Annotated in this window: 7 protein-coding genes and 1 pseudogene; 7 read left to right on the forward strand and 1 reads right to left on the reverse strand. The window is 67.6% G+C overall.

Annotated elements, in window-relative coordinates; all coding sequences use genetic code 11:
* The first annotated feature begins 50 nt into the window (after positions 1 to 50).
* From EBI04_RS13720 to EBI04_RS00610, 7 genes and pseudogenes are all read left to right on the forward strand, one after another.
* A pseudogene (locus EBI04_RS13720) lies at positions 51 to 8,134 on the forward strand (translocation/assembly module TamB domain-containing protein).
* Between the two features lie 12 nt (positions 8,135 to 8,146).
* Positions 8,147 to 9,178, forward strand: coding sequence for an L-threonine 3-dehydrogenase (gene tdh, locus EBI04_RS00585; RefSeq protein ID WP_135255600.1), 1,032 nt, complete (start codon positions 8,147 to 8,149; stop codon positions 9,176 to 9,178).
* A 74-nt stretch (positions 9,179 to 9,252) separates the two neighbouring features.
* Positions 9,253 to 10,314 (forward strand): PQQ-dependent sugar dehydrogenase, encoded by a 1,062-nt coding sequence (locus EBI04_RS00590; RefSeq protein ID WP_135255601.1) that lies wholly within the window; start codon positions 9,253 to 9,255, stop codon positions 10,312 to 10,314.
* Between the two features lie 9 nt (positions 10,315 to 10,323).
* Positions 10,324 to 11,316: an S-methyl-5-thioribose-1-phosphate isomerase gene (gene mtnA, locus EBI04_RS00595; protein WP_135255602.1), complete on the forward strand. Its 993-nt coding sequence runs from the start codon at positions 10,324 to 10,326 to the stop codon at positions 11,314 to 11,316.
* Positions 11,297 to 11,911: a ComF family protein gene (locus tag EBI04_RS00600; protein ID WP_135255603.1), complete on the forward strand. Its 615-nt coding sequence runs from the start codon at positions 11,297 to 11,299 to the stop codon at positions 11,909 to 11,911. Before mtnA ends, EBI04_RS00600 begins: the two co-directional genes overlap by 20 nt.
* A gap of 57 nt (positions 11,912 to 11,968) precedes the next feature.
* Positions 11,969 to 12,367: a DUF4258 domain-containing protein gene (locus EBI04_RS00605; RefSeq protein WP_135255604.1), complete on the forward strand. Its 399-nt coding sequence runs from the start codon at positions 11,969 to 11,971 to the stop codon at positions 12,365 to 12,367.
* 92 nt (positions 12,368 to 12,459) lie between these two features.
* Positions 12,460 to 13,068, forward strand: coding sequence for a DUF2202 domain-containing protein (locus tag EBI04_RS00610; RefSeq protein ID WP_135255605.1), 609 nt, complete (start codon positions 12,460 to 12,462; stop codon positions 13,066 to 13,068).
* Here EBI04_RS00610 and EBI04_RS00615 read toward each other — a convergent pair.
* Positions 13,065 to 13,433 carry a zinc uptake transcriptional regulator gene (locus EBI04_RS00615; protein WP_135255606.1) on the reverse strand — a complete coding sequence of 123 codons (369 nt, stop codon included), beginning with the start codon at positions 13,431 to 13,433 and terminating at the stop codon, positions 13,065 to 13,067. The two genes, EBI04_RS00610 and EBI04_RS00615, sit on opposite strands and share 4 nt — an antisense overlap.
* Positions 13,434 to 13,459 lie beyond the last annotated feature (26 nt).

Here is a 13,459-nt window from a genome sequence, read left to right on the forward strand (position 1 = left end):
TTAGCCTCCTTGCCACGCGGTTTTCATCTCCGGTGCCTATGCTAATAGGGATGCGGCGGGGGCTTCTCCTCCTCCTGGGATTCGCCCTGGCCCTCCTCCTTCTGGCCTGGCCTCCCCTTTTGCGGCTTGCCGTGGAGCGGGGGCTTGCCCTTTCGGGCTTCCAGGGGCAGGTGGGGGAGGTGCAGGGCCACCTCCTCTTCGGCCTCCGCCTGAGGGGGGTGGCCTTGAGGGGGGAAGGGCTTGCCCTCGAGGCCCAGGAGGTGCGCCTGGGCTACGACCTTCTGGGGCTTCTTCGCAGGGAGCTCCCCGTGTCCTTGGTCCTTAGGGGTGCGAGGCTTAAGCCCACCTGGGAAGCCTTGATCCCGGAACGGCCTGGGCCGCCCCCCGCCATCCGGGTGGTCTTCCGGCAGCTCCGCCTGGAGGATACCCAGGTGGAGCTTCCCAAAGGGCAGAGGCTTTTCCTGCCCCCCATGCGCCTCACCTTGGCTGGGGAGAACCCCTACGCCTTTCTGGCCCGGCTTCCTGGGGGGAGCTTCCGGGGGGAAGCGCGGGCCTTGGCCCGGGATCTTTCCGCCTGGGAGGTTCGCTATCGGGGCGAGGTGGGAGGGCTTTCCTTCTTCTACCCGGGGCTTAAGGGGGGAAGGCTTTCCGGGGTCTTCCGCCTCTTGCCCTCCGGCGTGGAAGGGGAAGCCCAAGTGGAAGGAGGGGTGGTGGAACTGGTGGGCTTCACCCTCACCCGGGTGGCGGGGCCCATCCGCCTAAAGGAGGATCGGGTGGAGGCGGAGCTCAAGGGTATGGGCCTCGAGGGGCCCCTTTCCGCAAGGGCCGAGGTGGACCTGAAGGCGAAGCGCTACCGCTTCTTTCTCACGGGCCGGCCCCGGCTTCCTGCCCTGGCCCGGCACTACCGCCTTGCCCTGCCGGTGGAGGGGGATGGGGAGCTTCGGCTGGAGGGGGAGGGCTGGGACCGGATCCGGGTGAAGGGGAGGTTTTTGGGGGAGGGGCGGTTTCTCTCCGAGCCCTTCCGCCACCAGGGAACCCTTTCCTTTGACCGGGTCTTCTCCCTGAAGGCGGAGGCGGAGGGAAGGCTTTTTGACCGCACCTACCGGCTGGGCTTTGGCGTGGTGGGCCAGGACTACCAGGCCAGCCTGGAGGACTCCTTGGGAAGCCGGGTTGCCCTCAAGGGCCAGGGGAACCGCACGGAAGCCCAGGGCCAGGTGGCCTGGCCCAGGCCCCTGGAGGGATGGGCCCAGGTGAACGTTGAAAGCGAGGGAAGCCAGTGGCAGGCCCGGGTGCAAAGCCCGGGGGTGCACCTTTCCTTCTTCCGACCCCTGGATCTTTCGGGGGAGGTGGCGGGGAAGGGGGAGCAAGTGGCGGGCCAGCTTGGACCCTTGGCCCTCCGGGGAACCTGGAGCCACCTTTTTCTGGCCCTCAGCCCCACGCCCCTGGCGGTGGGGAGCCTGGAGGGGGAGGGAAGGCTGATCTCGGGGAGGCTCGAGGCTTCCTTGCGCTACACCTCCCCCTATGCGGCTTTCCCCGTGCAAGTGGCGCAGGAAAAGGGGGCCTTCCGCTTCCGAAGCCCCTATGGGGAGGGGGAATACCGGGGTGGGATCCTGGCCTTACGCCTGCGGAACCTGCCCATCCATGCCCTGGACGAGTTCCGCCTTTCCGGGCAGGCCCTTTACCGGGACGGGGGGCTTTCGGGAAGCCTCACCTTAAAGGGCCGTTACCTGGAGGCGGAAGGGCATTTGCGCCGTTTGGGCGCGGGGATATGGGGCAGGATCCAGACCCCTTTGGGCAGCCTTCCCTTTGCCGGGGCTTACGACCCGGAGCTGGGCCTCACCTTGAGGGCCCAGGACTTCCTCCTGCGCTACCAAAGGGGCTTAAGCCTGAAGGGGAGGGCGGAGCTGGGACCCGTGGTCCTTGGGGCAGACCTCTTTTTGGATGGGGGCTTCCAGGGCTGGGCCCGGGTGGAAACCCCCTGGCTGGCAGGGGTGCTCCGGGGGGAGGGCGGGAGGTTGCTCTTGGCGGGGCTCAAGGGGTACGCCCAAGGGGAAGGGGAGGTCTACCCGGAGCTACGGATTGCCGGCAGGTTCCTCCCTCCCTTGCCGGAGGGCCTCGAGGTGCCTTCTTTGGCCTTCCGTCTGGACCGGAAGGGTTTGGAGGTGCTGGGGGTGGGAAGGCTGGAGTTCACCGGGCGGTATCCCTTCCACCTGGTCCTTCCTTGGAGGTACCGAGGGCTTTCCGGCCGTTTCCAGGCGGAGGGTACCCTGGAAAGAGGCCATCTTAGCCTTTCCTCTCCCTATGGTCGCCTGGAGGCTCAGGGAGGCTGGCGGGACCTAAGGGTAGGGGGGCAGGGGGAGGTTCCCTATGCGGGTCCGGTGGGGATGACGGGAAGGCTGGACCTCCTGGGACTTTCCTACCAGGCCCAGGCCCACCTGGAGAGGCTGGACCTAAGCCTCAGCCTGGTGGGGCGGGGGGCGGGCTTCCGCTTCCAGGGCCAGGCTCCGGGCCTGCGTCTCCTGGGGGGGTACGAGGGGGGTCTAAGCCTTCTGCTCCAGGCGGAGGGGTTTGACCTCTCCCCTTGGGGGCTTCCCGCACGGGCCAGCGGCACCTGGGGCACCCGGGGTGGAAGGCTTAGCCTGGAAAGCCCCTACGGGGAGGCCCTTTTCACCGGGGAGGAGCTGCTTTCCGCCCGGGCAAGGTTTTCTGGGCCCTACTTTCAGGGAGAGGGCCAGGTTTCCCCGGAAGGGCTTTCCTTGGCGGTGCGGGGAGAGTATGAGAAGAACGGGCTAGGAGTGCGCCTAAAGGCGGAAGGGGAAGGGCCCTGGCGGGCCTTCCGCCTGGGGCTTTCCGGGGAGGCTTGGCTTCCCTACGTTGGCACCCTGCCCCTTTCGGGCCAGGTGTGGACCGAGGAGGGGAGCCTCCGCTACCGGTTGCAAGGTCCCTTGTCCCTCGAGGGGGAGGGACTTAGCTATAGGGGTAGCTTGGCCTTACCCTTTGCTGCCCTGGGAAAGGAGGGAAGGATTGCGGGGAGTTTCCAGGGCCAGGGGCTTCAGGTGGTGGGGAAGGGGGAGGGGAGCTTTGCCGGCCTGCCCTTCACCTTCCAAGGGGGGTACCAGGGTAAGCCCTATCTGGCCCTGAGGTGGGAGGGCGGTGAGGCGGCGCTAACGGGAGAGGAGGTGGGGTTTTCCCTGGAGGAGGTGGCCCCTTTGGCCGGGGTTTTGGGCCTTCCCCTTGTGGGAAGGGCGGAGGGCAGGCTGACCCTTTCCGGCGAGGGGGAGGCCTGGGCGCGGGTGCGCTACGGAGCGGAGCCCTTGGCCCTGGACTACCGGGAAGGGATCCTCCGCCTGCTCCTGCCCCAGAGGGATGCGGGCCTGGCCTGGAATCCCCGGGAAGGGAGGCTCTGGGGCCTAGGGGGGCTTGCCGGGGAGGGCAGGTTCCGCCTGGGGCCCGGGCTTCAGGGGGAGGTGGAGGGGAGTTTCCGCTACGGTCCCTTGAGGCTTGGGCTTAGGGGTCCCTTGGAGGGCCTAGCCCTGGAAGCCCGCTACCAGCAGGATGGGCTTGGGTGGACGGAGCTTGCGGGCCGGGTAAACCTTTTGGCCTTGAGGGGGCAGGGTACCCTGCGCCATGCCTCCCCTTATGGGGAAGGGGAGGTGGCGTGGACCTTTGAGGGAAGCCGCTACCAGGGGGAGGGAAGCTTTAGGAGCCTCCGCTACCTGGAGCAGGAAGGGCCCTTGCGCCTGAAGGGGGAGGGAACCCGGGCGGAGCTTTCCTGGGAGGCGCCCTTGGCCTTGTTGGCCCGGTACGACGGGGCTTGGCACCTTTCGGCGCAAGGGGAGGGCAAGGCGGAGGGAATGGCCCTTCGGATGGATCTTTCCTGGGGCCCGGAGGGGTATCGGGGAAGGCTTTGGGCGGAGGGGCATGGGCTTCTTCTAAGGGGGGAGGGGGAAGGGCCTTTGCACCTTACCCTGGAGGGCAAGGACCTTCCGGGGGAGGTGGTGGTGGAAGCGACCCTGGAGGACCTTTTCCTTTCCGGGAGAGCCCAATACCGCCTGGAGCTGGGCCAGGCCCAGCTGGAAGCCCAGGGCAGTTTTCAAGCGGGGTGGTCTGGGCTTCCCCGGGGTCAGCCCTTGGGCCAGTTGGAGGGCCAGGGAAGCCTCTTGGGGAAGGGGGAGGCCTTGCCCTTCCGCTTCGCCTACCGCTACCGGGGAGGGGCCCTGGGGGTGGAGGCTCTTTCCCTGGTGGGGGAGGCGGAGGGCTTCGCGGTGCGTCTGGAGGGAGGGCACCTCGCCCTGGACCTTGACCGGGACCTCACGCCCTTCGGCCTTCCCCTGCGCCTCAAGGCCCAGGCGGACGGGCCCTGGCAGGAGGCCCTTGAGGTAAGCCTGGAGCGTCCGGAAGGACGGCTATCCGGGAAGGCGTGGCTCTGGCCCCTGCGGGCGGAGCTTGCGGGGGAGGTGCTGGGGGAAAGGGTGGCCCTGCGGTACGGGGATGGGGAGGCGGTGGGGAGCTTCCAGGGGCCGGAGCTTCTGGGGGAAGCCCGCTACCGGGAGGGGCTTTCCGGCCTCCTCACCCTCCGCTACCCCCTGCCCCAGGGGGGGCTTGCCGGGTGGGTGGATCTCGGGGCGGGCTTGTTCCAGCTCCAGGGGGAGGGGGATTGGCAGGGGCGTTTGCAGGGAGGGTTCTGCCTGCCGGGACCCTTGGGAAGGTGCCCGGGCCTCGAGGCCTGGGCTTCAGGGAGCCTGGCCTACCAGGGGGTGGCCTTCCAGGCCCAGTACCGCTACCTGGCGGAAAAGGGGTACCGGGGAAGGGTTACGGGGGAGGGCAGGCTTTCCACTCCCTATGGGGTGGTCCTGGCCCGGGGGGAGGGGCTGGGCCTGGATCTCTTGGGAGAGGGGCTTCCCCTCTCGGGGCGGCTGGATCTTTTTCCCTTTCGCCTGGCCTACCGCTACGCCGGGGCCCTGCCCCGGGGCCTGGGGGAGCTTTGGGCCGAAGGGATTTATCCCGGGGAGTGGCTTAAGGGCCAGTACCGCTACGGGGAGGTGGCGCTTTCCCTGATGGGGCTTCAGGGCTTCCAGGTGGGGGTTTCCGGGGCGGGGGTGTCCGGCGAGGTGGGGCCTAAGGGGGTGGCCTTTCGGTTTGAGGGGTTCCGCTATGGTCCCCTAACCCTTTCTGGCCGGGTGGAGGGTCCCTGGCGGGAGGTGGGCCTGAACCTGGCCCTCCTGGCTTGGGGCCGGAGGGCTAGCCTGGAAGGGCGGTACGGAGGGGAAGGGCTCGTCCTGGAGTTCCACGGGGACCTCGAGGGGCAGGTGGCCTGGCAGGAGGCCTGGAAGGGAAAGGTGGCCTTTAAGGAGGGAAGCCTGGAGCTTTCCGGCAAACAGGTCCCCGAACTCCAGGGGGAGGTTTGGGGGGAAAGGGTGCGCCTGGCCTGGCCTCGTCTAGAGGTGGGGGGAGTGCGCCTGGACCTGGTGGCCCGCCAGGGGGAAGGGGAGGGCAGGCTCCTTAAGGCCCTGTTGCCCGGGGGCCTGGGGGTTTTGGGGCAGGGGGAAAGACTCCTTCTGGACTACCGGGTGCCCGCCCTGGGCCTGCCCCTGGAGGGAAGCTTGAACCTGAAGGACTTTTCCCTAACCCTGACCAGCCCCCAAGGGGAAGGGGCCTTGGCCTATGCCGGGGGCCAGGTGGAGGGGGCCTTGGCCTTGGACCTTTCCGGATTCCGCCTGCGCCTGGAAGGGGAGAAGGACCGGGTGCACCTCTTGGGGGAGCATCCTGCCTTTTCCTGGTGGGCGGCGGGGGCGGGGAGGCTTCAGGGAGAGGTGGACCTTGGAGGGGCATACCGGATGGTCTACCGGGCGGGGGAACAGGCCCTGGAGGTGGAGGGGAGGCTTTTGGAGGCCAGGCTCCGGGCGGAGGGTCCCTACCTTGCCGGCGAGCTTGCCTACCCCCCTGCGGGCGAGGTTCGGGTGGACCTTCCCCTTCCCCCCTGGAAAGCCGCTTCCGAGGCCGGGTTTTTGGAGAGGGATACCAGGTGGAGGGGGCGTTGGAGGGAGCGGTGGGCCGGATCGCCGCCGAAGGAAGACTTCTTCCCCTTAGCGGCAGGCTTCGCCTGGAGGGAGCGGCCTTGGAGGATCTTTTGGGCCGCTACGCCCCTTATCTGAAGGGGGTGGTTTCCGGGGAGCTCTCCTCGGAGGGTACCCGAGTCCAGGGGCAGCTTACGGGGGAGGCGGAGGTGGCGGGGAGCCGCCTGCCCTTCTTCTTCGCGGGAGCTTTGGGGCCTGGGTTGGTGCAGGGGGAGGGGCAGCTTGGGCAAAGCCCCTTCCAGGTGGCCCTCGAGGGGGATCGGCTGGACCTCTCCGCTTCCCTCCGGGGTTTTCCCCTGCACCTCCTCCTCATGGCGGTGGCGGGGCCCTTGGAGGGGGAGGCCTACTGGACGGGGGCGGTGCGGCTCCGCCTTCCCCTTTCCCACCCCTTGCGGGGCGAGGGGGTCCTGGTGGGGGAGGCCTTGCGCTTCGTGGGGGGCGGGGATGAGCTTAAGGGCCAGGCGGTCTTTCGCCTGGAGGGAGGCCGGATCATGGTGGACCAGCTCCGCCTTCTGGGCCGGGGAAGCTGGGAGGGTGGGGGGTACTGGAGCCCGGAGGGGAGCGACCTTTACCTAAGCCTCAGGGACACGGTCTTCACCCCCGTGCTCCAGGTGGTGCCTCCCTTAAAGCCCTACCGGCCCGAGGGTTCGGGAAGCCTCTTCCTGAGGCTTAGGGGGGAGGGCTTCCAGGTGGAGTTCAAGGACTTCCGCTTCCGCTTGGGGCCGGTGGCGGGGTACCTTCCCCAGGGACTTCTCTCCTTGAACGGGGGAGCGCGGGCGGAGGGGGAGCTTACCCTTTTGGCCCCCTTCCCCGGGAAGGCCAGGCTGGGCCTCGAGGGCGGATTGGAGAAATTCCAGGTGAGTGCCAAGGGCGTGGTTACCCTGCCCGGGCTGAAGGAGGAAACCCCGGCGGAGGTGGCCTTCCGATACCCGGGCTACGGGGTGGAGATCCACCTGGGGGAGGCCCAGGCCCAGGGCACCCTCTTTCCCTTGCGCCTTGCCGGCTACGGCCGGCTTCCCCTCTACTACCCCCAGTACTACCTGCAGGAGGGCCTCCTAGACGTGAAGAGCTTCTTCCTCTATGAGGAGAAGGGCACCTACCACCTCACGGGGAACGCCGAGGTCCTGAGGGCCAGGCTGGCCCTGCCGGAGGCAAGGGCCAAGGAGCTGGCCCAGGGGGGGGTGGAGCTGGGGGGAAGCGGGGCGGGAAAGCCCACCCCCCTGCCCCTGGTCTTCGAGGGGGTGCGGGTGTATGCGGAAAGGGGGGTCCTGGTGCAGGAAAGCCTGGCCCAGGGGGAGCTCAAGGGGGAGGTGTTTCTGGGGGGAAGCTACGCCGACCCCTACCTGTCCGGACAGGTGGAGGCCCTGTGGGGTAACTTCCGCCTTTGGGATTCCCTCTTTACCCTGGATCCCACGGCAAGCTTCCTGCGCTTTTTCCCGGACCGGGGCATCCTCCCCGAGTTCCAACTCAAAGCCCAGGCGGAAACCCGGGGCCACAAGGTTTTCCTCACGGCCACGGGGGAGTTTTTGCGGGAAAACGGCCGGGTGAAGGTGCGCCTCGAGCCCCACTTCGCCTCGGATCCCCCCCTCAGCGAGCCCGAGATCTACGCCCTTCTCACCCTGGGTACCCCCGACGTCACCCGGCTGGCGGAAACCCTCCCCCAGGTGGCCCTGGGGGCCGCTTTGGAGAACCTGGTGCTGGGCCAGCTGGAGCGGGAGCTGGCCCGTTCCTTGGGCTTGGACCGCTTCCAGGTGCAGCTTCCCCTTCTCCAGGGGGGAGATCTGGAGGAAACCCGTTTTTCCGTGGGCAAGTACCTGAGCCCCGAGCTCTTCTTGGGTTATGAGCTGGACCTCAGAGGGGAGCAGACCCTGAGCGCCCAGTACCGCCGGGATGGCCTTACCTTTTCCCTGGGCTCTACCTTCCTGCCAGGGGATGGCAGGCTTGCCCGCTTCACCTTCACCCTGGGCTACGACCTCACCCCGGCTTTGGGCCTGAGCTTGAGCCTCGAGGCGGCGGACACCACCCGCTTCGGCGTGGGTGCCCTCTACCGGTGGTAGCATGGCCCCGGTATGCGCGCTTTGGCCAAGCTGGCCCCGGAAGAGGGCCTAACCCTGGTGGAACGCCCCGTGCCCGAGCCGGGCCCGGGGGAGATCCTGGTGCGGGTGGAGGCTGCCAGCATCTGCGGCACCGACCTCCACATCTGGCGGTGGGACCATTGGGCGAGGGGCCGGATCAAGCCTCCCCTCATCACCGGGCACGAGTTCAGCGGGGTGGTGGAGGCCGTGGGCCCGGGGGTGAAGCGCCCCCAGGTGGGGGACCACGTGAGCCTGGAAAGCCACATCGTCTGCCATGCCTGCCCCGCCTGCCGCACGGGCAACTACCACGTTTGCCTCAACACCCAGATCCTGGGGGTCGACCGGGACGGCGGGTTTGCCGAGTACGTGGTGGTGCCGGCGGAAAACGCCTGGGTGAACCCGGTGGACCTGCCCTTCGAGGCGGGGGCCATCCTGGAGCCCTTCGGCAATGCGGTGCACACGGTGTATGCGGGGAGTGGGGTTTCCGGAAAAAGCGTTCTCATCACCGGGGCGGGGCCCATCGGCCTGATGGCGGCCATGGTGGCCCGGGCCAGCGGGGCCGGGCCTATCCTGGTATCCGACCCCAACCCCTACCGCCTGGCCTTCGCCAAACCCTACGCCGACCGGCTTGTGAACCCCCTGGAAGAGGATCTCCTTTCCGTGGTGGAGGAGGTGACGGGAAGCGGGGTGGAGGTCCTCCTGGAGTTTTCCGGGAATGAGGTGGCCATCCACCAAGGGCTTAAGGCCTTGATCCCGGGGGGAGAGGCCAGGATCCTGGGCATTCCCTCGGATCCCATTCGCTTTGACCTGGCCGGGGAGCTGGTCATGCGGGGGATCACCGCCTACGGCATCGCCGGTAGGCGCCTTTGGCAGACCTGGATGCAGGGCACCGCCTTGGTCTACTCGGGCCGGGTGGACCTACAGCCCCTCATCACCCACCGCCTGCCCATGAGCCGATACCGGGAGGCCTTCGCCCTCCTGGCCTCGGGCCAGGCGGTGAAGGTGATCCTGGACCCCAAGGCGTGAGCCTGCCCGAAGGTGTCCTAGCTCCCCTGGAGGAGGAGGAAGCCGGGGTAGCCTGGGGCCAAAGGAGGTGGCAGGTGTTCACGCGGAGGGGGGTGTTGGCGGGGCTCTTGGGCTTGGGGCTCGCCCGGTCCCAGGGGCTACGGGCGGAGGAGGTGGTGGGGGGCCTCGAGGTGCCCTGGGCCCTGGCCTTTTTACCCGACGGGAGCTTTCTCATTTCCGAGCGGCCTGGGCGGATCCGCCTGGTGCGGGAGGGAAAGGCCTCCCTCTATGCGGAGCTTCCCGTTTACCACCGGGGGGAGTCGGGGCTCCTTGGCCTCGCCCTCCATCCCCAGTTTCCCCGGGAGCCCTACCTCTACGCCTACCGCACGATGGAGGAAGGGGGATTGAGGAACCAGGTGGTGCGGCTAAGGCACCAGGGGGAAAGGGGCGTGCTGGACCGGGTGGTCCTGGACGGGATCCCCGCCCGCGCCCACGGCCTCCACTCGGGGGGGCGCATCGCCTTCGGTCCCGATGGGATGCTCTACGTGACCACGGGGGAGGTGTACGAGCGGGAGCTGGCCCAGGACCTGTCCTCCCTGGGAGGAAAAATCCTCAGGATCACCCCGGAAGGCAAGCCGGCACCGGGGAACCCCTTCCTGAACCGTCCCGGAGCCCGGCCCGAGATCTATAGCTACGGCCACCGCAACCCCCAGGGCCTGGCCTGGCACCCGGAAACGGGGGAGCTTTTTTCCAGCGAGCACGGGCCAAGCGGGGAACAGGGCTTTGGCCACGACGAGGTAAACCTCATCGTTCCCGGGGGCAACTACGGCTGGCCGAGGGTGGTGGGCCGGGCCGGGGACCCTAGGTATGTGGACCCCCTCTACGTCTGGCCCCAGGGCTTCCCCCCGGGGAACCTGGCCTTTTGGAAGGGGGCGCTTTACGTGGCGGGCCTCAGGGGGCAGGCCCTTTTGCGGCTGGTCCTCGAGGGAGGCCGAGGCGCGTGGCGGGTGGTACGCGTGGAGACCGCCCTTTCCGGCTATGGCCGCCTGCGGGAGGTGCGGGTAGGCCCGGACGGGGCCCTTTGGGTCACCACCTCCAACCGGGATGGCCGTGGCCAGGTGCGCCCGGGGGACGACAGGGTCCTCCGCCTCCGGTAAGCTTTTGCCGTGGAGCGCGTCCTGCCCTTTCGCTTTGAGGAAAAGGAGGGGGTCTTCTGGCTTCTGGACCAGAGGAAGCTTCCCCTGGAGGAGGTCTGGGTTCCCATCCGCACCGCCAAGGAGATGGCGGAGGCCATCCGGACCATGGTGGTGCGGGGGGCTCCGGCCATCGGGGTCTCCGCCGCTTACGGCATGGTCCTGGCCCACCTCTCTGGGGAAAGCCCGGAGGAAGCGGACCAGCTCCTGCGGGGAAGCCGCCCCACGGCGGTGAACCTCTTCTATGCTTTGGATCGCATGCGCCCCCACTGGGGGAACCTGGCGGGAAGTCTTAAGGAGGCCCAGGCCATCCGGCGGGAGGTGGAGGAAACGGAAAGGGCCATAAGCCTGCATGGGGCCAAGGTGCTAAGGGGCCAGGTCCTCACCCACTGCAACACCGGCCCCCTGGCCACAGGGGGGTACGGCACCGCCCTGGGGGCCATTGTGGAGGCCTACCGCCAGGGGCGGGTTTCCCATGTCTGGGTGGATGAAACCCGGCCCTACCTGCAGGGGGCCAGGCTCACCGCCTACGAGCTCAAGAAGGCCGGGGTTCCCGCTACCCTCATCACGGACAACATGGCGGGCTTCCTCATGGGAAAGGGCCTGGTGGACGCGGTGATCGTGGGGGTGGACCGCATGGCCTTAAACGGGGACTTCGCCAACAAGATCGGCACCTATACCCTGGCGGTTCTCGCCCACCACCACGGGATTCCCTTCTATGCCGCCCTGCCCCTTTCCTCCGTGGACCCAAGCCTGGAAAGTGGGCAGGGGATCCCTATAGAGGAACGCTCCCCCGAGGAGGTCTTGGAGCTAAGGGGGGTGCGCCTTGCCCCCTTGGGGGTAACTGCCTACCATCCCGCCTTTGACATCACTCCTCATCGCTACCTTACAGGCATCATCACGGAGAAAGGGATCCTCTACCCACCCTTTGACGAAGCCTTACGGGATGCTTTGGGGATTTCTTGAGAGCCTATCGGGCCATGCCTGCCCGGGATGCGGTGGGAAGTTGGATGCGCCCCTTCTTTGCTCCGCCTGCCGCCAGGGCCTGAGGGCCTTTGCTGCGGGGGAGATGGTTTACCTGGGCCTTTACGGGCGGGTGGGAGGGATGGTGCGGGCCTTGAAGTACGGCAGACGGTTCGGCCTTGCCCCCCTCCTGGCCGAGCCCTTGGCGGAGGCCGTCTTGGCCCAGGGCTGGAAGCTTTCCGGGGTTACCGCCGTCCCCACCCTGCTTCCCCGGTTGGTTGTTAGGGGCTACAATCCCCCAGAGCTCCTGGGGCGGATCCTGGCAGCCCGCCTTGGGCTTCCCTATCTCCGGGTTTTGCGGCGGGTGCGCTACACCCCAGGCCAGCCCACCCGGGGCCGGGCCCGGCGTCGCCTGCCCGAGGATCTTTTTGTTCCCGCGCTGCGGGTGGAGGGAAGCTGGCTTCTCGTGGACGATGTTCTCACCAGCGGGGCCACCTTCTTAAGGGCCAAGGAAGCCCTTCTTAAGGCAGGGGCGAGCCGGGTGTACGGGGCTTTTTTAGCGGTGCGGGACCCTTCCGCCCTGGGCCCTTACCGCTAAAGGGCACACTTTTCTCCGCTCCTAGCCCTAAACTGGGGCCAAAGGGGGTGGGTTTGCGTGCGCAAGCTCCGTAGGCTAGAAGACCTTCTTCCCCACCTCCGGGAAGGCCGCTACCGCCTGGGGCCCCATGTGGCCAAGCACATGCTTCAGGAGGGCTTTACCGAGCTGGACGTGCTAAGGGCCTTGGAATGGGGCAGGGAGCTGGCCATCTATCCCGAGGAGCAAAGGATGCTGGTCCTGGGCTACATGGTCTTTCCTCCCCGCTTGAAGCTTCCCCTGCACGTGGTACTGGAGTACGCCACCCCTCGGCACGTGGACATCGTGACCGCCTTCATCCCCAAGGAGCCCTACCGGGTTTACTCCCGGGCCCGGCTGGCGGCCATCCTGCGCTTTGATGGGGCCCTCGAGGAGGTTCGCTGGAGCGCACCCTGGGCCCTCTACCCAGCCTGGGAGTAGGCGTTCACCGGGGGTTCACGGTTTGGGGCTCCCGGGTTCACCGCCTTCCCCGCATGCTGGGGTTCGGCCTTAGGGCCGGGAGGTGAGTGAAGATGCGAGGCATGCTTTGGACGTTAACTTCAGCGGCGGTGGCGGTGCTTTTGGGAATGGGTGCGGCGCAGGTGGGTGTTTCGCCCGCCTCTACCCTGACGCCCCAAGAACGCGAGGGGCTTTTGTGGATGCGGGAGGAGGAGAAGCTGGCGAGGGACGTGTACCTGACCTTGGGTAAGCTCTACCCCATCCCGGCCTTCCAGAACATTGCCCGCAGCGAGGAGCAACACATGGCCGCGGTGGCGCGCCTGCTCACGGCCTACGGCCTGTCCGATCCTGCCCAAGGCAAGGGCGTGGGCGAGTTCAGCAATCCTGAGCTGGCCCGGTTGTACCAGGAGCTTGTGGCCAAGGGGCAGGCTTCCCTTCAGGCTGCCTTGGCGGTGGGGGCCTACATAGAAGAGCTGGACATTCAGGACCTGCGGGTACGCCTGGCCCAGACCCAGCGGCCGGACATTGTGGCGCTGTACCAGAACCTCATGCAAGGTTCTTGGAACCACCTGAGGGCCTTTGCGGGAAACCTCTCGGCCATCACCGAGGAACCCTACCGGGCCCAGCTGTTGTCCCAGGCGGAAGTGGATGCGGCCTTGAAGCGTTCGCCGGGCCGTCCCTAGGTGCAGTCTGGGCAGCGGCCGTAAACCGTCACCTCGTGCCCCTCGGCCAGGAAGCCCGGGGGCAGGTGGCTTTCCAAGGCTAGGTCGCAACCGGAAAGCTCATACACCCTTCCGCAAAAGCGGCATAGAAAGTGGTGGTGGTGCTCCCGGCCCGCGGGCTCATAGCGGGCGGGTTCGCCGGGGAGGGCCACTGGGGTAAGGAACCCCTCCTCCACCAGGCCCTTCAGGGTGCGGTATACGGTGGCGAGGCCCAAGGAGGGCACCTTCTTCCTGGCCAGCTCCAGGACCTCCTGGGGCGATAGGGGCCGGCCGGCTTCCAGAAAGGCTTCCCGGATAGCCCGCCGTTGCCGGGTGGAGCGCTCCATACCCCTAGGGTAGCATCTTGAGAAGA

Source organism: Thermus caldilimi (assembly GCF_004684245.1).
Classification (GTDB): Bacteria; Deinococcota; Deinococci; order Deinococcales; family Thermaceae; genus Thermus; species Thermus caldilimi.